This window comes from Nocardia canadensis, from assembly GCF_032656385.1.
GTDB classification, from domain to species: Bacteria; Actinomycetota; Actinomycetes; order Mycobacteriales; family Mycobacteriaceae; genus Nocardia; species Nocardia canadensis.
Map to the genome: position 1 here is coordinate 1,658,855 of NZ_JAVCWB010000010.1, position 18,176 is coordinate 1,677,030.

At 71.8% G+C, this 18,176-nt stretch carries 15 protein-coding genes; 10 read left to right on the forward strand and 5 right to left on the reverse strand.

The window, feature by feature from the left end:
- Positions 1 to 82: 82 nt before the first annotated feature.
- Entirely contained in the window at positions 83 to 3,550 is a 3,468-nt protein-coding gene (locus Q7X29_RS30795; RefSeq protein ID WP_316576133.1) for an Ig-like domain-containing protein, read from the reverse strand.
- Positions 3,551 to 3,758: 208 nt separating this feature from the next.
- Here Q7X29_RS30795 and Q7X29_RS30800 point away from each other — a divergent pair, with 208 nt between their 5' ends.
- On the forward strand, positions 3,759 to 4,496 hold the full coding sequence (locus Q7X29_RS30800) for a DUF3105 domain-containing protein (RefSeq protein ID WP_316576134.1): 738 nt from the start codon (positions 3,759 to 3,761) through the stop codon (positions 4,494 to 4,496).
- Here the strand turns inward: Q7X29_RS30800 and Q7X29_RS30805 are convergent.
- From Q7X29_RS30805 to Q7X29_RS30815, 3 genes are read right to left on the reverse strand one after another with little or no spacing between them, the layout of a single operon-like run.
- A complete protein-coding gene (locus tag Q7X29_RS30805; protein ID WP_218719680.1) occupies positions 4,468 to 4,893 on the reverse strand; it encodes a PPOX class F420-dependent oxidoreductase in 426 nt (141 codons plus the stop codon). The two genes, Q7X29_RS30800 and Q7X29_RS30805, sit on opposite strands and share 29 nt — an antisense overlap.
- A gap of 52 nt (positions 4,894 to 4,945) precedes the next feature.
- The gene (locus tag Q7X29_RS30810) at positions 4,946 to 5,563 is read right to left on the reverse strand and encodes a response regulator transcription factor (RefSeq protein WP_316576135.1); all 618 of its coding nucleotides are present in this window, start codon (positions 5,561 to 5,563) and stop codon (positions 4,946 to 4,948) included.
- Complete coding sequence (locus tag Q7X29_RS30815) at positions 5,560 to 6,786, reverse strand: sensor histidine kinase (protein WP_218719678.1); 1,227 nt, start codon at positions 6,784 to 6,786, stop codon at positions 5,560 to 5,562. The genes Q7X29_RS30810 and Q7X29_RS30815 overlap by 4 nt, the downstream gene beginning before the upstream one ends.
- A 129-nt stretch (positions 6,787 to 6,915) precedes the next feature.
- On the opposite strand from Q7X29_RS30815, the gene Q7X29_RS30820 reads away from it, so the two are divergent.
- The 3 genes from Q7X29_RS30820 to Q7X29_RS30830 are packed head-to-tail and all read left to right on the forward strand — an operon-like array spanning position 6,916 to position 9,133.
- Positions 6,916 to 7,968, forward strand: a complete 1,053-nt coding sequence (locus tag Q7X29_RS30820) for an ABC transporter permease (RefSeq protein ID WP_218719677.1) — start codon at positions 6,916 to 6,918, stop codon at positions 7,966 to 7,968.
- A 10-nt stretch (positions 7,969 to 7,978) separates the two neighbouring features.
- Positions 7,979 to 8,689 carry an ABC transporter ATP-binding protein gene (locus tag Q7X29_RS30825; protein WP_316576136.1) on the forward strand — a complete coding sequence of 237 codons (711 nt, stop codon included), beginning with the start codon at positions 7,979 to 7,981 and terminating at the stop codon, positions 8,687 to 8,689.
- A 51-nt stretch (positions 8,690 to 8,740) separates the two neighbouring features.
- A complete protein-coding gene (locus Q7X29_RS30830; RefSeq protein ID WP_218719675.1) occupies positions 8,741 to 9,133 on the forward strand; it encodes a PIN domain-containing protein in 393 nt (130 codons plus the stop codon).
- Between the two features lie 42 nt (positions 9,134 to 9,175).
- On the opposite strand, the gene Q7X29_RS30835 is transcribed toward Q7X29_RS30830, so the two are convergent.
- Complete coding sequence (locus Q7X29_RS30835) at positions 9,176 to 9,739, reverse strand: SACE_7040 family transcriptional regulator (protein WP_218719695.1); 564 nt, start codon at positions 9,737 to 9,739, stop codon at positions 9,176 to 9,178.
- Positions 9,740 to 9,876: 137 nt separating this feature from the next.
- Here Q7X29_RS30835 and Q7X29_RS30840 point away from each other — a divergent pair, with 137 nt between their 5' ends.
- The 6 genes from Q7X29_RS30840 (at position 9,877) to Q7X29_RS30865 (ending at position 18,172) form a co-directional block, all read left to right on the forward strand.
- On the forward strand, positions 9,877 to 11,484 hold the full coding sequence (locus Q7X29_RS30840; protein WP_255588116.1) for a carboxyl transferase domain-containing protein: 1,608 nt from the start codon (positions 9,877 to 9,879) through the stop codon (positions 11,482 to 11,484).
- Positions 11,485 to 11,569: 85 nt separating this feature from the next.
- Positions 11,570 to 13,609, forward strand: coding sequence for an acetyl/propionyl/methylcrotonyl-CoA carboxylase subunit alpha (locus tag Q7X29_RS30845; RefSeq protein WP_316576137.1), 2,040 nt, complete (start codon positions 11,570 to 11,572; stop codon positions 13,607 to 13,609).
- Complete coding sequence (locus Q7X29_RS30850) at positions 13,606 to 14,766, forward strand: acyl-CoA dehydrogenase family protein (RefSeq protein ID WP_218719673.1); 1,161 nt, start codon at positions 13,606 to 13,608, stop codon at positions 14,764 to 14,766. The genes Q7X29_RS30845 and Q7X29_RS30850 overlap by 4 nt, the downstream gene beginning before the upstream one ends.
- On the forward strand, positions 14,763 to 15,293 hold the full coding sequence (locus Q7X29_RS30855) for a MaoC family dehydratase (protein ID WP_316576138.1): 531 nt from the start codon (positions 14,763 to 14,765) through the stop codon (positions 15,291 to 15,293). The genes Q7X29_RS30850 and Q7X29_RS30855 overlap by 4 nt, the downstream gene beginning before the upstream one ends.
- A complete protein-coding gene (locus Q7X29_RS30860) occupies positions 15,290 to 16,129 on the forward strand; it encodes an HpcH/HpaI aldolase/citrate lyase family protein (protein WP_316576139.1) in 840 nt (279 codons plus the stop codon). Before Q7X29_RS30855 ends, Q7X29_RS30860 begins: the two co-directional genes overlap by 4 nt.
- A gap of 99 nt (positions 16,130 to 16,228) precedes the next feature.
- Entirely contained in the window at positions 16,229 to 18,172 is a 1,944-nt protein-coding gene (locus tag Q7X29_RS30865; RefSeq protein ID WP_316576140.1) for an acetoacetate--CoA ligase, read from the forward strand.
- Positions 18,173 to 18,176 lie beyond the last annotated feature (4 nt).

The following is an 18,176-nucleotide window of genomic DNA, read 5'->3' on the forward strand; positions in this document are numbered from 1 at the left end:
ATGTTCCCGACCGCTACCGGCGCTGGTCCGGCCCGCGTGCGAGTCGCTGGCCGGGCCGGACCCAGCCGCCGCGGGATCGGTCTCAGCTCGCCCCTGCTCGCACGAAGGTCGACGCGAGATGCAGGTTGTTCACCGGGTTCGCGTCGGTGCTGGTGCTGGACGCGTGCAGGAACGCGGTGATCAGCGCCAGGCGCGGCGGCGCTTCGAGGACGACGGTGTAGGTCCTGGTCTCGCCCGCCGCCAGCGTGGGGAGCCGGAAGCGCACGTGCGTCGGCCGCACCTCGCCGCCGCCGGGATCGACCACCCGGCTCCAGCCCTGGGTCGACAGCCTGGCCTCGACCTCCGTCGCCTGCCGACCGCCGACATTGGTGACGGTGACCGTCGCCGTCACCCGATCGCCCGGGTCGGCGGTGCGTGGCAGGTCGAGGTGCACGCCCACGTCAGCGGGGTGGTCGCCGGGCGACTGACCGACCTTCAGCACCCAGAGCGTCATGGTGCCGCGACTCGGCGCGACGCCGGTCTCCGCGTCGCCGGAGTAGTCGGCGGTGATCAGGTGCGTGCCGAAGCCGAGGTGGGACACGTCGACATCGCGGGCGATCGCGAGACCGTCGTCGACGGGAACCGGCGCGCCGAGCGGTTTTCCGTCGGCGGCGAACCGGACGGTGCCGGTGTCGATCTCGCCCGCGGGAGCACGGGTGATCGTCGCGGTGAGGTCCAGTTGTTCGAAATAGGTGACCGGGTTGTGGTTGGCGGCGACCGTGGTCGTCGAGGTCGCGGTGTAGACGGTGAGCTCGGCCTCGACCCGCGACTGCTCGTAGACCTCGTCGCCGAGATAGTGCGCCTCGATCGTCCCCGAGCCTGCGCGCAGCGGCGGCGAACTCGCCGTGCCGTCGGCGGCGATGGTCACCGGATCACCGAGCGGGGACCCGTTCTGACCGAACTGGATCGCACCGGTGGGTTTCGGCGCGTCCGGCTGCGGCGTCGGCACGGTGACCGTGGCGCCGACGACCGCGCCGGCGAGGACGGGCGACGGCGGCAGCGTCAGACGCACCTCGGTGGGCAGTTTCACCGATTGCACCAGCAGGCCGACACTGCCGAAGACGGGGGCGAAGACGCGGGCCGGGTCGTCGGCGAGATACGTCGCCAGCACGTGGTGGGTGCCCGGCCGCAACCCGCTGATCGCGGGCAGGGTCGCCACCCCGTCGACCAGCTCGATCGGACCCGGCGTCGCGACACCGTCGATCTCGAAGCGCACATGCCCGGCCGGCGTGCCGAATGCCGGTGTGGTGCCCGGCTGCTGGGCGACCTTCGCGCTGAAGCTCACCGGCTGACCGACCTGCGAGATCTGGTCCGGCGCGCTGGTGGTCACCTCGATCTCGGTCGGCACCCGGTCGTCGTGCAGCCGGAACACCGCGCCGCCGATCAGGTGGGCCGGGTCGTCGGAGGCGGCGGCCCGGACCAGGAATCCGCCGGTCAGCTCGCCCTGCTGCGCGGCGGGCAGCGCGGTCAGGTTCACCTGGGCGAAGCCGTCGGCGTCGGTGGTCACCCGGGTGCTGTCACCGCCGTCGGCGAAGACCGCGGCGCGCGGCTGTCCGGCGGGCATCGAGAAGGTGATCGATTTGCCCGCCTGTGGTCCGTGGATCGCGTCGACGAAACGCACCCGCAGCGGCTGGGCGAACGGCTGGCCCGAGTAGGCGCTCTGACTGTTGCCCGAGATCAGTTCCACCCGGCTGCGTTTCGAGGGGATCGGGACGATCAGCTCTACCTTGCCGTCGTTGAGGCGATCACGGTTGCCGTAGCTGCCGTCGGGGCCGTTGTAGAAATGCGGGCGCTGCCCGGCGACGGGGACGACCATCGACTGGCCGCCACCGCCACCACCGCCGCCACCGTCGTTCCCGTCCTGCGCGCCGTGGCCCTTGCCGCCGCCGTGGCTGCCGCCACCACCGCCGCCGCCACCGCCACCGGTGGAGCTACCGGTCGCGTGGCCGCCGTCGACGCCGCGCTCGCTGCCGCCCTCCCCACCGAAGCCGCCGCCGAAGCCGCCGCTGGTGCCGTCGCCGGGACGCGGGCCGCCGCTGCCACCGTCACCGCCGTCGGCGCTGAATCCGTTACCGCCGCCACCACCGCCGCCGCCCGCGACGACGAGGGGCACGCTGTCGCGGGACGGCCGGGTGCCGCAATCGGCCGCGTCCTGGCTCACCGCCGACGCGCCGCCGCCGCCGGCGCCGCTGTAGGAGGCGCCGGAATCGGCGGTGCCGCGCGCGCCGCCCTTGCCGTAGCCCCAGCCGCCGCCCGGTCCGCCGTAGCGACCGACGTCGATCTTCAGCTGTGTGCGTTCCCGCACGGCGATGACGGCCTGCACGCCGCCGCCCGCGCCGCCGGTGCCGACATCGCCGAAGTCGTGGCCGCCGCCCGCGCCCGCCGCGCCGAGCACGTCGGCGAAGATCTCGTCGACGCCGTCGCCGACGCAGTAGTACTGCGCGGCGTCGCCGTGCACGCCGAAGGTCGTCGTCCGGACGCCGTCGGCGGAGGTGAGGAACAGGACGTAGCCGTCGCCGGAGACCGAGGCGGTGGTGACGCTCGCCTTCGACAGACTCGGTGAGGCGTAGGAGGTCCCGCCACCGCCGCCCGCGCCACCAGCGCCCGGCGCCGCGTGCGGGCCGTGCGAGATCGGAGTCTCCGGCCCCGCGGCGCCACCACAGCCGCCGCCCTGGCCCTCGCCGCCCTGATAGCCGCCGCCACCACCACCGCCCCCACCGCCACCGCCGGTCGTGTCGAAGGTGTGGCCTGCCCCGCCCGCGCGCGGACCACCGCACGTGAGGCCGCTCGGCGTGGTGCCCGCCGGATTGTTCTCGCCCGCACCGCCGGTCCACGGCGGGCCTTCCTGCCAGCCGACCGCCGCGCTACCGTCGCCCCCGTTCCCGCCGTCGCGCCGGGAGCCGCCGCCGCAGTAGAAGAACGTCGAATCCTGCACCGGCGACACCGAATAGCAGTCCGGCGCGTTGCCGCCCGCGCCACCACCGCCACCCGCGACCAGCACCGGCGCGTTGTCGGGCCCGAGCACGGCCGAGGCCCCGCCGCCACCGCCGCCGTCCCAACCGCTCGAGTACACCGTCCCGAAATTCGTGACCTGATCGACCGCTTCGCCCCTGGCCCCACCCGGGGCATACGGCGAGAACCCGCCGTTCGCGCCGCCCGCGCACCCGACCTGGACCTGGAACTGCTGCTCCGGCGTCACCCGCAAACCGCCGCTGACCTGACCGCCGAGCCCACCGATCCCGGTGAAGTTCGGATTCGGCGTCTGCCCCTGGCCGCCCACGGCCTCGATGTAGAGGCTCGTCGTCCCGGCGGGCACCGTGTAGGTCTGCGTCCCCGAGCTGCAATAGAACACGTCGATCGCGAGCCCCGACTCCGGGTCCTCGAAATGCTCGGACGCGTGCTCGGCGGGCGGGCCCGGCGGCTGGGACTGCGCGAGTGCCGCGGTGCCGACGACCAGTACCGCGCCCAGGGACGCGGCGAGCCACACCCGCGTCGCAGTTCGTCCGGCCATGCCAGAACTCCGTTCGCCAGCGCCGTTGCCGAGGAAACTTGACGAAACGGTAGCCGTGGTTGTCGCCTCGGCCCCGCAGCGACGCGCGCTTTCGCGCAGGTCATCGGGGTTGTCGACCGGGAGATCCGAGGTGAACCGGGTGGCGCGGGCGGCGGGCAAGTAAGTTCGGACCCGACGGCGGTAGCCGCCACGACGACAGGGGACCGCGGTGCGGAATTCGGACACGACCAGCGGCGCGCGACGCGCCCGCACGGCCGCGGCGGGAATCGCGGTCGCCACACTCCTCACCGCGGGTTGCGCGACCGACGGCAAAGTCGACGGCACCGCCATCGCGTCGACGGATGCGTTCGTGCCGACCGCGGACAACCAGGACCCCTCCCGCGAGATCCCCGGCGTCGAGATCACCGAGTTCCCGCCGGGCCTGCACGTGACCAGCACGCAGCGGGTCGCCTATCCGGTGATCCCACCGCTGGGCGGACCGCACGACAGCAGGTGGGCGGCCTGCGACGGCGTCGTCTACGCCACCGGCGTCCGCACCGAGAACGTGGTGCACTCCCTGGAACACGGCGCGGTGTGGATCGCCTACAACCCGGACAAGGTGAGCGCGGCGGATCAGGCCGCGCTCGCCGCGCGGGTGACGAACAAGCCGTACACCCTGATGTCGCCGATTCCCGGCATGGCCCACCCGATCTCGCTGCAATCGTGGGGCCACCAGCTGAAACCCGACAGCGCCGCCGACCCCCGGATCGATCAGTTCATCCTCGCCCTGCGCGAGAACCCTTACACCACACCGGAACCGGGCGCGACCTGCTCCTCGCCGCTGTTCGACCGCACCAACCCGCCCCCGTTCGACCCCACGGCCCCCGGCCCCGACGCCGTCGACCCGAACAGCGACGGCAGCGCTACCCCCGGCCTGCCTACGCCGTCACCTGGAAGTGGGCGATGACCTTGGTCGGGCGCACCCGCACGACCAGCTCCCCCGCCACCCCGTTCCGCTTGCCGAACTCCTCGGCCTTGTCCGCCCCCATGTAGCGCGCCGCGATCTCGGTGGCCGTCCGCACCAGCTCGTCGAGATCCTCCGACAGCGTCACCGTGCCCTGCACCTCCACCAGCGCGTACGGCGGCTCCTCCAGATCCACGCACAGCGCGACCCGGGGATCCCGCGCGAACGCCCGCCCCTTGGCGGTGTTCTTCCCGGTGTTGAAGACCAGCTCGTCGCCCTCGACGATGAACCACACCGGCGTCACCAAGGGCCGCCCATCGGCACCGGTGAACGCCACCTTGCCGGTTCGTGTTCCATGGGAAAGGAATTCGCGCACCTGGGGATCAGCGAGTGAGGCCATGCGATCAGGGTAGGCGCCGGGCCGTGGGAACCGGCGGCAGCGGCCTCGCGTGTCAGATCGCGCCCTGCTCGCGGGCGGTGGCGACCGCCGAGGTGCGGGATTTGACGCCGAGTTTGGCGTAGATGTGGACCAGGTGGGATTTGACGGTGGTCTCGCTGAGGAACAGTCGCTTGGCGATGTCGCGGTTGGACAGGCCGGCCGCGACCAGGCGCAGGACCTCGACTTCGCGGGGGCTCAACGTGGTGTCGGCGCGCCGGACGCGGGTCATCAGACGGGAGGCGACCGTCGGGGACAGCACGCTCTCGCCCGCGGCGGCGGCGCGGACCGCGGCGAGGAGTTCGGCGGGCGGGGTGTCCTTGAGCAGGTAGCCGACGGCGCCCGCTTCGATGGCGCCGAGGATGTCGGCGTCGGTGTCGTAGTTGGTGACCACCAGGACGTTCGGCGGGGTGGGCAGGGCGCGCAGGTCGGCGGTGGCGGCGGCCCCGGAGCGGCCGTCACCGAAGCGCAGGTCCATCAGGACCAGGTCGACGGGGTTGGCGGCACAGAACGCCACGGCCGCGTCGGCGTCGGCCACGTCACCGACGACGGTGATGTCGGCGGACGCCTCGAGCAGCGCGCGCAGCCCGGCCCGCACGATCGCGTGGTCGTCGGCGAGCAGCAGCCGGATCATTCGACCGCTCCCAGCGGGAAGGACACGGTGACGGCGGTGTGGCCGGGTTCGGATTCGATCGTCATCCGGCCACCCTGCTGCTCGACGCGGCTGCGCATGGCCGCCAGGCCGAACGCGCCCGCGCGCGGCCCGCGCAGCACGGCGGGGTCGATGCCGATGCCGTCGTCGACGATGTCGAGGTGCACGTCGGTGTCGTCGTAGGTGAGGGTGACCCGCATGCGCGCCGCCCCGGCATGCTGGACCACATTGGCGACCGCGCTCTGCGCGATCCGCACCAGCGCGGCCTCCACCGGCATCGGCAGCCGCTCCGGCTCGCCCTCGACCAGCAGCTGGGTCGACAGCGCCGCCGACCGCGCCCGATCACAGATCCGTGCCAGCGCTTCGGCGAGGGACTGCCCGTCCAGCGCGGCGGGCGACAATTCGTCGATGAGTCTGCGGGTTTCGGCCAGATCCTCGGCCGCCGTCTCGCGGGCGAGCCGAATCCGGTCCAGTGCGGGATGATCCGGCGCCGCCTGCTCGGCCGCGTGCAGCAGCAACTGGATACTGCTGAGTCCCTGCGCGACGGTGTCGTGGATCTCCTTGGCCAGTCGTTCGCGTTCGGCCAGCTTGCCCGCTGTCCGTTCCCGCTCGGCGAGAATCGCTCTGGTGCCGAGCAATTCGTCGATCAGCCGCTCCCGTTCCACCGCTTCGCGGTACAGCGCCTGATAGCCGAGCCCGATGCCGATGGCGACCAGGGCGCCGAGCACGGGCCCGACCACCGCGCCCACCGACCAGCCGCGGTGCGCCGCGAAGCCGATGACGCCGACGGCCGTCGCCAGCACCACCGCGACCAGGTTCCACGGCCGCGGCAGCAAGTGCAGGTAGAGGAAGAACAATCCGAAGGCGAGATACACCGCGTCCGGGGTCAGCCCGAGCAGCGCCAGCCACAGCACGGTCAGCGTGGCCAGCCACAGCCCGGCCCTGCGCGCGTCCCACGCGGCGCCCGGCACCGCCCGCGACCGCGCCGCCCCGGCCGGGGCGCCCGAGGCGACCCGGCGCGGCAGTTCGGTGCCCGCGAAGTAGACGGCCAGCCAGATTCCCGTCAGGACGACCACCCCGACACCGTGCCCACCGCCGCCGGGCAACAGCGCTCGCACCGCGACCACCGCGCCCAGCACCGTCACCAGCACGTGCAGACCGAGCCGCAGCGTGGTGACCACCGGAGTCAGGGGGGACGAGTGCACCCGACCAGCTTATGTGCGGCAACCGGACCGGCATCCATCGAAAGGTGTAAACACGGGCAGTCCTTGGATGGAGCGCGTTTCGTGCGCCGGTGCGATGGCGTGGCGGTCGTGCGCGACGAGAGTGGAGGCATGTTCGTCGCACTCCGAGATCTCCGGGCCGCCCGCGGCCGCTTCCTGCTGATCACCACCGTCGTCCTGTTGGTGGCGGTGCTGGTCAGTTTTCTGAGTGGGCTCACCGCCGGGCTGGCGCACCAGAACATCTCCGCGGTCCAGGGCCTGCGCGCCGACCAGGTGGTGTTCGCCGAGACCGGCGCCGATCCGTCCTTCGACTCGTCGGTGCTCACCGAGGAGCAGATCGCGCGGTGGCGGTCGACGGGCGGAATCGAGGTCACCCCGGTCGGCATCTCCCGGACCCGCGCCGAACACGTGGGCGCGAGCCCCGAGCAGGTCGCGCTGTTCGGCGGCGACCCCGCAGCGTTCAGCAATCACCCTGCTACCGCACCGGGAGCGGTGGTGCTGAGCTCGGGCGCGGCCCGCGCACTGGCCGCGGGCACCGGCGACACCGTGGTGCTGGCAGGCCACGAGTTCACCGTCGCCGACGTCGCCGGCGACGAGTGGTACAGCCACACCCCGGTGATCTGGACGAGCCTGGCGGACTGGCAGGCGGCCAGCCCTCGCGCGGGCGCGGCCACCGTGCTCGCCGTGCTCGGCGACGCCCCGCGCGACGATCTCGACGCCGAAGCCGGAACGCGCACGCTGCCCGCCGCGAACGCCGTCGAGGCGATCGGCTCCTACCAGGCCGAGAACAGCTCGCTGACCCTGATGACGGTGCTGCTGTTCGCCATCTCCGCGCTGGTGATCGGGGCCTTCTTCACCGTGTGGACGGTGCAGCGCCAACCCGACATCGCCACCTTGAAGGCGCTCGGCGCGACCACCGGTTCGCTGGCGCTCGACGCGCTGGCGCAGGCGGCGATCGTGCTGGTCACCGGTGTCGCGATCGGGCTCGGCAGCACCGCGGTGGCCTCCCTGTTCCTCGGTGACGCCATGCCGTTCGTGCTGTCGTTGTCGACGACCCTGGTGCCCGCGCTGGCCCTGATCGCGCTCGGCCTCGTCGGCGCCGCGGTCGCGCTGCGCTTCCTGTTCACCACCGATCCCCTGACCGCGCTCGGCGCGACCCGCTGAAGGACCCACCATGGCACTGACCCTCACCGACGTCACTCTCACCTACCCCGACGGCACGGGCAGGCTCACCGCGCTCGACCGGGTGAACCTGCACGTCCCCGGCGGCACCATCGCCGCCGTCACCGGCCCGTCCGGCTCGGGCAAGTCCAGCCTGCTCGCGGTGGCGGCGACGCTGATCCGGCCCGACACGGGCACCGTCGTCCTCGCGACCGACACCGGCAGTACCGATCTCGCGACGCTGAGCAGGCGAGCCGCGTCCACCGTCCGCCGCACCGCGATGGGCATCGTCTTCCAGCAGCCCAATCTCATCCCCGCGCTGACCGCCCTGGAACAGCTGGAGGTCACCGCGCATCTCGGCGGCAAGCGGCGCAGCGGCCGGGGTGAAACCAGGTCCCGCGCACGGGACCTGCTCGCCGCGGTCGGCCTGGCCGAGCACGCGGACAAGCGGCCCGCGCAGCTCTCCGGCGGCCAGCGCCAGCGCGTCAATATCGCCCGCGCCCTGATGAACGACCCGGCCCTGCTCGTCGTCGACGAGCCGACCAGCGCCCTGGACACCGAACGCGGCGCCGCCGTGCTCGACCTGATCACCACCATCGCCCGCGAGCACCGCGCGGCGACGATCCTGGTCACCCACGACCCGACCCACCTGCACCGGATGGACGCGGTCTACCGGATGACCGACGGCCGCCTCAGCCCGGTCGAGGTGCCCGCCGTCGCCTGATCCGGCGCGCCCGCCGAGCGCCGGGCGCGCGCCGGGGGGGAGACTGGACCGATGAGCGATCCGACCCAGCTGATCGTGGTCGACGCGGCCAATGTCATCGGCGCCAAGGCCGACGGCTGGTGGCGCGACCGCGCGGGCGCCGCCCGGCGGCTGCTGGCGAACATCGCGGACCTGACGACCCGCCTGCCTGCGTCGACGGCGGTGACCGTCGTCCTCGAGGGCGCCGCCAAGGCCGCGGCCGACGACGCCGCACCGACCGCCCCGCGCCTGACCGTCGTGCTGGCCGACCGCTCCGGCGACGACAAGATCGTCGACGTGGTCGCCGAGGCCACCGGCTACGACCAGCTCACCGTCGTCACCGCCGACCGGGAGCTCCGCCGCCGGGTCGACGCTCTCGGTGCCGACGCGGTCGGCCCCAGTTGGCTCCTGCGCCAACTGGATTGATCTCCCCGGAGCCGGGCCGCGGCAGCGTTCCCACGCGGCCGATCAGGCCTGCTCGGCCGACAACGCCGCCAGCGCCATCTGCCGCAACACCGGCCGCGCCTTGCTCGCCCGCGCCGGGGCGGCGCTGTGCGGAGTGGAGTTGATCAGCCCGAAGGCCGCGTGGGCCTGGACGCGGGCGGTGTCCTCGGCCAGACCGGGATGCACCTCGCGCAGCACCTGCACCCAGACCTCGACGTATTGGCGCTGCGTGCGGCGCAGGGTGCGACGGTCGGCGGCGGGCACGTTGTCCAGATCGCGGTCCTGGATGCGGATGAGCTCGGGGTCGTCGAAGGCGAAGTCGAGGTGGAAGTCCACCAGGCCGACCAGGGCTTCCGCGGGCGATTGCGCCGCCGCGACGACCGCGCGCCCACCGGCGAGCAATCGCTCACTGACCCCGACCAGCAGCTCGACCAGCAGCGCCTCCTTGTTCGCGAAGTGCCGGTAGACGGCGGGTCCGCTGATCCCGACGGCCGCGCCGAGGTCGTCGAGGCGCACGCCGAAGAACCCGCGATCGGCGATCAACCGGGCGCCCGCGTCGAGCAACTGCTCGCGACGCTGGGCTTTCATCAGCTCGCGCCGGGTCGCCGGAGCGGGTTCGACCGTGGCCAATCTCGACTCCCTTCCGCCGGGTCTGGACAACTTGGTTAGTCAAGATTAACCTGAATTTCAGTTATTGGCGATTAACCGGATGGCAGGATGGCGTGATGACGGTTACGCACGACCTCGACAACGGCACCACAGCCGCGACGAGCAACCGGGACGCGCACCGCGCCCTGGTCGACGAGCTGCGCCAGCGGCTGGCGACGACGGCGCTGGGCGGCCCGCAGAAGTCGCGCGAGCGGCACGCGGCCCGAGGCAAGCTGCTGCCCCGCGAGCGGGTCGACCAGCTGCTCGACCCCGGCAGCCCGTTCCTGGAACTGTCCCCGCTGGCGGGCAACGGCATGTACGGCGACGAGTGCCCCGGCGCGGGCGTGATCGCCGGCATCGGCCGCATCGCCGGCCGCGAGTGCCTGGTCCTGGCGAACGACGCGACGGTCAAGGGCGGCACCTACTACCCGATCTCGGTGAAGAAGCACCTGCGCGCGCAGGAGGTCGCCGCGCAGAACAACCTCCCGTGCGTGTACCTGGTGGACTCCGGCGGCGCCTTCCTGCCGCACCAGGACGAGGTGTTCCCCGACCGCGAGCACTTCGGCCGCATCTTCTACAACCAGGCCAACATGAGCGCCAAGGGCATCGCCCAGATCGCGGCGGTGATGGGATCGTGCACCGCCGGTGGCGCCTACGTGCCCGCGATGGCCGACGAGGCCGTCATCGTGCGCGACCAGGGCACCATCTTCCTCGGCGGCCCGCCGCTGGTGAAGGCGGCGACCGGTGAGGTCGTCACGGCCGAGGAACTCGGCGGCGGCCTGCTGCACTCGCGTACCTCCGGCGTCACCGACCATCTCGCCGAGGACGACCGCGACGCGTTGCGCATCGTCCGCAAGATCGTCGGCACCCTGGGCCCGAAGCCCGAGGCGCCCTGGGAGGTGCTGGCGACCACTGCGCCCGCCAAGGACGAGGACGAGCTCTACGACGTGGTCCCGGTCGACCCGCGCACCCCCTACGACGTGCGCGAGGTGATCGACCGGATCGTCGACGGCGAGGCGGGCTTCCACGAGTTCAAGGCCGAATACGGCAAGACCCTGGTCACCGGCTTCGCCCGCATCCACGGTCACCCGGTCGGCATCGTCGCCAACAACGGCGTGCTGTTCGCCGAATCCGCCATGAAGGGCGCGCATTTCATCGAACTGTGCGACAAGCGCAAGATCCCGCTGGTGTTCCTGCAGAACATCACCGGCTTCATGGTCGGACGCGACTACGAGGCGGGCGGCATCGCCAAGCACGGCGCGAAGATGGTCACCGCCGTGGCCTGCGCGCGGGTGCCGAAGCTGACCGTGGTGATCGGCGGCTCCTACGGCGCGGGCAACTACTCCATGTGCGGACGCGCGTATTCGCCGCGCTTCCTGTGGATGTGGCCGAACTCGCGGATCTCGGTGATGGGCGGCGAGCAGGCCGCCTCGGTGCTGGCGACCGTGCGCGGCGACCAGCTCGACAGCGCGGGCAAGCCGTGGTCGGCGGAGGATCAGGAGGCGTTCAAGGCGCCGATCCGGGAGCAGTACGAGACCCAGGGCAACCCCTACTACGCGACCGCACGGATCTGGGACGACGGCGTCATCGCGCCCACCGACACCAGAACCGTGCTCGGACTTGCCCTCTCGGTCTGCGCGCAAGCGCCGCTCGACCCCGTTTCCTACGGCGTCTTCCGGATGTGAAGGAGCGTCAGCGAGTGAACCAGAAACATAGCGCGCCGTCGCGCACGACGGAGCCGAGCGCCGGCGAGGCGAAGGAGTGAGCGACATGCTGAACAAATCCCACCCCGTCGAGTTCGACACCGTCCTGGTCGCCAATCGCGGCGAGATCGCGGTACGCGTCATCAAGACCTTGCGCGCCATGGGCATTCGCTCGGTCGCGGTGTACAGCGACGCCGACGCGGGCGCCCGCCACGTGCGCGAGGCCGATGTCGCGGTGCGCCTCGGGCCCGCCCCGGCTCGCGAGAGCTACCTGTCGATCGAGAAGGTCGTCGACGCCGCGATCCGCTCCGGCGCCCAGGCCGTGCACCCCGGATACGGCTTCCTGTCGGAGAATTCGGCGTTCGCCGCGGCGCTGGCCGACGCGGACATCGTCTTCCTCGGTCCGCCCGCCAAGGCGATCGAGGTGATGGGCGACAAGATCACCGCCAAGAACACCGTCACCGCGTTCGGCGTCCCGGTGGTACCCGGCATCGCCGAGCCCGGCCTCACCGACGAGCAGTTGATCACCGCCGCCGCCGAGGTCGGCTACCCGGTGCTGGTGAAGCCGTCCGCCGGTGGCGGCGGCAAGGGCATGCGGAGGGTCGAGCGGCCCGAGGATCTGCCCGCGGCGCTGGTCAGCGCGCGACGCGAGGCGGGCGCGGCTTTCGGTGACGACACCCTGTTCCTGGAGCGGTTCGTCACCCGGCCCCGCCACATCGAGGTGCAGGTCCTGGCCGACAAGTTCGGCAATGTGGTGCACCTGGGCGAACGCGAGTGCAGCTTGCAGCGCAGGCACCAGAAGGTGATCGAGGAAGCGCCCTCGCCGCTGCTGGACGCCACGACCAGGGCCCGGATCGGCGCCGCGGCCTGCAATACCGCGCGCAGTGTCGACTACGTCGGCGCGGGCACCGTGGAGTTCATCGTCTCCGCCGACCGGCCCGACGAGTTCTTCTTCATGGAGATGAACACGCGCCTGCAGGTCGAGCACCCGGTGACCGAGCTGGTCACCGGTGTCGACCTGGTGGAATGCCAGGTCCGGGTGGCCGCGGGGCAGCAGCTGAGCAAGAGCCAGGACGAGATCCGCCTGGTCGGGCACGCGATCGAGGCGCGGGTCTACGCCGAGGATCCGGGTCGCGGCTTCCTGCCCACCGGTGGCACCGTGCTCGCGCTCAGCGAACCGAGCGGCCCCGGCGTGCGCGTGGATTCGGGCCTGTCCGAGGGCACCGTGGTCGGCAGCGACTACGACCCGATGTTGTCGAAGGTGATCGCGCGCGGCGACACCCGCGCCGACGCCCTCGCGGCGCTGGACCGCGCGCTGGAACAGACCGTGCTGCTCGGCGTGACGAGCAATATCGAGTTCCTGCGCTTCCTGCTCGCCGACGCGGATGTCCAGGCGGGCCGTCTGGACACCGCGTTGCTGGACCGCCGGGTCGGCGACTTCCGGCCCGCCGAGGTGACCGACGACGAATTCGTCGCCGCCGCCGCCCATCACTGGCTGCGCCGCTGGCCGGCCCCCGGCGGCGACCCGTGGTCGACCCCGTCGGGCTGGCGGCTCGGCGCGCAGGCTCCGACCGCGATCCGGCTCGCCGCCGGTGACCAGGTGCGCCATGTCTTCCTCACCGGCACACCGGAATCGGCGACCGTCCGGATCGACGACGGTGCGCCGCAGTCGCTCTCGGCCGCCACCAGCCGCGACGGCCTCGTCCTCACCCTCGACGGGCTGCGTCGAGAGTTCCGCGTCGCCGAGGATGCCGACCAGCTGTGGGTCGGCCACGCGGGCAGCGTCGCGGTGCTGCGCGAGGTCGCCGAGGCGAGCGTGCGCGGCGACGCCGCCCACGTCGGTGACGCCGAGATCCGCAGTCCCATGCCGGGTTCGGTGATCGCCGCCCCGGTCGCCGACGGCGCGACCGTCGAGGTCGGCGATCCGGTGATCGTCATCGAGGCCATGAAGATGGAGCACACCCTCACCGCCCCCGTCGCGGGCACCGTCGAGGTGCTGGTGCGGCCGGGCGCCCAGGTGAAGCTGGACCAGGTGCTGGTCCGCGTCGTCGCCCATCCCGTCGAAACCGCAGTCGTAGAGACCGAGCGCGAAGGAACCAACGCATGACCGACTACCTGTCCACCGGCTCGCTGCCGGACGAATACCGCCAGCTCGCCCTGACCGTGCGCGACTTCGCCCAGCAGGTCGTGGCGCCCGTCTCGGCGAAACACGATGCCGAGCACAGCTTCCCGTACGAGGTCGTCGCCGGGATGGCCGACATGGGCCTGTTCGGCCTGCCGTTCCCCGAGGAGTTCGGCGGCATGGGCGGCGACTACTTCGCCCTGTGCCTGGCGCTCGAGGAGCTCGGCAAGGTCGACCAGAGCGTGGCCATCACCCTCGAGGCCGGTGTCTCGCTGGGCGCGATGCCGATCTACCGCTTCGGCGACGACAAGCAGAAGAACGAGTGGCTGCCCCAGCTCACCAGCGGGCGCGCCCTGGCCGGTTTCGGCCTCACCGAGCCCGACGCGGGCAGCGACGCCGGCGGCACCCGCACCACCGCGGTCGCCGACGGCGAGAGCTGGGTGATCAACGGCGCCAAGCAGTTCATCACCAACTCCGGTACCGACATCACCCGGCTGGTCACCGTCACCGCGGTGACCGGGCAGACCGGCGGCAAGAAGGAGATCTCCACCATCCTGGTGCCGACCTCCACCCCCGGTTTCGTCGCCGAACCGGCCTACAACAAGGTCGGCTGGAACGCCTCCGACACCCACCCGCTCAGCTTCACCGACGTGCGGGTGCCGCAGGAGAACCTGCTCGGCGAGCGCGGCCGCGGCTACGCCAACTTCCTGCGCATCCTCGACGAGGGCCGCATCGCCATCGCCGCGCTCGCGGTGGGCGCCGCGCAGGGCTGTGTGGACGAGAGCGTGCGCTACGCCGGTGAGCGGCAGGCGTTCGGGCAGGCCATCGGCCGCAATCAGGCCATCGCGTTCAAGATCGCCCGGATGGAGGCGCGCGCCCACGTCGCGCGCACCGCCTACTACGACGCGGCCGCGCTGATGCTGGCGGGCAAGCCGTTCAAGAAGGCCGCCTCGATCGCCAAGATGGTCGCCAGCGAGGCCGCGATGGACAATGCGCGCGACGCCACCCAGATCTTCGGCGGCAACGGCTTCATGAACGAATACCCCGTGTCCAGGCACTACCGTGACAGCAAGATCCTGGAAATCGGTGAGGGCACGACGGAGGTGCAGCTGATGCTGATCGCACGGGAGCTGGGTCTGTGAGCGCGCCTGATCACGGCGGCCCGGCGGCGGCAGCGCAGGCGCCGTCGAGCACCGAGACACGACGCGTCGTCCAGCGCGGCCTGTGGTTCGAGGAGTTCGAGATCGGGACAATCTACGAGCACCGGCCCGGCCGCACCATCACCGAGGCCGACAACGTCTTGTTCACCACGCTGACCATGAACACCCAGGCGTTGCACCTGGACGCGAACTTCGCCGACGCGCAGCCGCCGTTCAACCAGCGGCTGGTGAACTCGATGTTCACCCTGTCGACGCTGGTCGGCCTCTCGGTCGCCCAGCTCACCCAGGGCACCCTGGTGGCCAACCTCGGCTTCTCCGAGATGTCGCTGCCCGCGCCGCTGTTCCACGGCGACACGATGTACGCCGAGACGCTGGTGACCGACAAGCGGGAATCCAAGAGCCGTCCGGGTGAGGGCATCGTCGGCCTCACCCACACCGCGCGCAACCAGGACGGTGTGATCGTGGCGAAAGCCGTGCGGCAGACGCTGGTCCGGAAGGCCCCCGCATGACGATGACGGGAGACAACGTGCGCGCCTGGGAGCCCAGCGGACCGGCCTGGCTGTTCTGCCCGGCCGACCGTCCCGAACGTTTCGCCAAGGCCGCGGCGGTGGCCGATGTGGTGATCCTCGACCTCGAGGACGGCGTCGCCGCGGGTGACAAGGTCGCGGCCAGGAAGGCGCTGATCGAGACCCCGCTCGACCCGCGGCACACCGTGGTCCGCGTCAACGCGGTCGAGACCGACGAGTACGCGGCCGACCTGGCCGCCCTCGCGCAGACCGCCTACCGGCGCGTCATGCTGCCCAAATGTGAATCGGCCGAACAGGTCAGGAGCCTGGCGGGCTACGAGGTGATCGTGCTGATCGAGTCGCCGCTGGGCGCGGTGCGGGTGGCCGAGTCGGTCGCCGCCGAGAACGCCGTCGGCGTGATGTGGGGCGCCGAGGACCTGGTCGCCGGGCTGGGCGGCAATGCCAGCAGGCACGCCGACGGCAGCTACCGCGATGTCGCCCGGCACGTGCGCTCGACGAGCCTGCTGGCGGCCAAGGCCTTCGGCCGGTTCGCCCTGGATTCGGTGTTCCTCGACATCGAGAACCTGGAAGGGCTGGCGGTGGAGACGCTGGACGCGGTGGCCGTCGGCTTCGACGCCAAGGTCGCTATCCATCCCCGCCAGGTGGCGGTGATCCGGGAGGGCTACGCGCCCGACCCCGACGAGATCGACTGGGCGCGCCGAGTGCTCGCCGAGGTGCCGAACCATCGGGGCGTCTTCGCGTTCGAGGGACGCATGGTCGACGCACCGGTGCTCCGACACGCGGAGCGGATCGTCCGCCGGGCCGAACTGCCCAGCTGAGCACTACCCGGCGCGCGGGGGCGACTACCGGCCGCGCGCCGGGGTAATCATCGGCCGGGCAGTTCCGGCCCGCGCAACCCAGTACGAGGAGGACATCCGGTGCAACCGCAATGGGAACCGACCGCCGAGGACATCGCGTCGGCACGGATCACCGACTTCGCCGCCTTCGTCAGCGGCCGGACCGGCGAGCAGTACCCCGACTACCAGGCCCTGTGGCAATGGTCGGTCGACGACATCGCCGGCTTCTGGCAGGCGCTGTGGGACTACTTCGAGCTCGGTCCGATCGCCGACGGCGTGCTCGGCACGCGGGAGATGCCCGGCGCGCAGTGGTTCCCTGGGACGCGGCTGAACTACGTCGACCAGATCATCCGGCAGGCGCGGCCCGACCGGCCCGCCGTGCTCGCCCTGCACGAGGACGCCGAGCCGCGCGAGATCTCGTGGGCGGAGCTGATCGAGCAGGTCACCGCGTTCGCGGGCGCCCTGCGGGCGCGCGACGTCGGACCGGGCGACCGGGTGATCGGCTACCTGCCGAACATCCCGGAGGCCATCGTCGCTTTCCTCGCCACCGCGAGCATCGGCGCGGTGTGGAGCGCGTGCGGGCAGGACTACTCGGCCAAGGCGGCGCTGGACCGGCTCGGCCAGCTGGAGCCGACCGTGCTCGTCACGGCCGACGGTTACCGGTTCGGCGGCAAGCAGCACGACAAGCGCGCCGACATCGCCGCCCTGCAGGAGGGCCTGCCCGAGCTGCGCGCGACCGTCGTGGTCTCGCAGCTGGGCCTCGAGGTGCCCGACGCGGTGGCGTGGTCGGACGCGATCGCCGATCCGGGGCTCGGGGTGATCGAGACCGCCGCCGTCGCCTTCGATCATCCGCTGTGGATCGTGTTCTCCTCCGGCACCACCGGTCTGCCGAAGGGCATCGTGCACGGCCACGGCGGCGTGCTGCTCGAGCATCTGAAAGCCGTTGCCCTGCAATCCGACATCGGGCCCGAGGACACCTTCTTCTGGTACACCAGCCCCAGCTGGATGATGTGGAACTTCCAGATCGCCGGCCTGCTGACCGGCGCCACCGTGGTGACCTACGACGGCAGCCCGACAGCCGGCGGCCCGGACGCCCTGTGGCGCCTCGCCGCCCAGGTCCGCGCCACCGTGCTCGGCACCAGCCCCGGCTACGTGCTCGGATGCATCAAGGCGGGCGCGGTGCCGCGGGCCGAGCACGATCTGTCGGCGCTGCGCAGCGTCGGGATCACCGGGTCGGCGCTGCCGGTGTCGAGCGCGCTGTGGCTCGACGCGAACGCGGGCGAGCACGTGCAGGTGAACTCGATCAGCGGTGGCACCGACGTGGTGTCGGCGTTCATCGGCGGCGTGCCCACGGTGCCGGTGTGGCCGGGCGAGCTGTCGGCACCGTATCTCGGCGTGGCGCTGGACTCCTTCGACGAGCTGGGCGCGCCGGTGCGCGGTGAGGTCGGCGAACTGGTGGTGACCCAGCCGATGCCGTCGATGCCGGTGCGCTTCTGGCGCGACGAGGACGGAAAGCGCTACCACGACGCCTATTTCGACACCTACCCCGGCGTGTGGCGGCACGGTGACTGGATCACGCTGACCGAGCACGGCAGCGTCGTCGTGCACGGCCGCTCCGACTCCACTCTCAACCGGCACGGCATCCGGATGGGCAGCGCCGACATCTACCAGGTCGTCGAACAGTTCCCGGAGATCGCCGAGGCGCTGGTGATCGGCGCCGAGCAGCCCGACGGCGGCTACTGGATGCCGCTGTTCGTCGTCCTCGCGCCCGGCGCCGCCCTCACCGACGATCTGAAAGCCAGGATCGGCAGCGCGATTCGCTCCGAGGTCTCGCCCCGGCACGTCCCCGACGAGATCCGCGAGGCCCCCGGTATCCCGCACACCCGGACCGGCAAGAAGCTGGAAGTGCCGATCAAGAAGCTCTTCCAGGGCGCGGACGCGACCCGTGTGGTCGAACGCAGCGCCGTGGACGACCCGGCCCTGCTCGACTGGTATGCCCGGATCACCCCGCCCCACAAGCCCTAATACA

Bases quoted from the DNA above. Each gene is read 5' to 3' on its own strand.
- Q7X29_RS30830 (WP_218719675.1), top strand. From the start codon at position 8,741: ATGAGCGATCCGACCCAGCTGATCGTGGTCGACGCGGCCAATGTCATC.
- Q7X29_RS30835 (WP_218719695.1), bottom strand. From the start codon at position 9,739: ATGAAAGCCCAGCGTCGCGAGCAGTTGCTCGACGCGGGCGCCCGGTTG.
- Q7X29_RS30825 (WP_316576136.1), top strand. From the start codon at position 7,979: ATGGCACTGACCCTCACCGACGTCACTCTCACCTACCCCGACGGCACG.
- Q7X29_RS30845 (WP_316576137.1), top strand. From the start codon at position 11,570: ATGCTGAACAAATCCCACCCCGTCGAGTTCGACACCGTCCTGGTCGCC.
- Q7X29_RS30805 (WP_218719680.1), bottom strand. From the start codon at position 4,893: ATGGCCTCACTCGCTGATCCCCAGGTGCGCGAATTCCTTTCCCATGGA.
- Q7X29_RS30850 (WP_218719673.1), top strand. From the start codon at position 13,606: ATGACCGACTACCTGTCCACCGGCTCGCTGCCGGACGAATACCGCCAG.
- Q7X29_RS30795 (WP_316576133.1), bottom strand. From the start codon at position 3,550: ATGGCCGGACGAACTGCGACGCGGGTGTGGCTCGCCGCGTCCCTGGGC.
- Q7X29_RS30840 (WP_255588116.1), top strand. From the start codon at position 9,877: ATGACGGTTACGCACGACCTCGACAACGGCACCACAGCCGCGACGAGC.
- Q7X29_RS30860 (WP_316576139.1), top strand. From the start codon at position 15,290: ATGACGATGACGGGAGACAACGTGCGCGCCTGGGAGCCCAGCGGACCG.
- Q7X29_RS30810 (WP_316576135.1), bottom strand. From the start codon at position 5,563: ATGATCCGGCTGCTGCTCGCCGACGACCACGCGATCGTGCGGGCCGGG.
- Q7X29_RS30820 (WP_218719677.1), top strand. From the start codon at position 6,916: ATGTTCGTCGCACTCCGAGATCTCCGGGCCGCCCGCGGCCGCTTCCTG.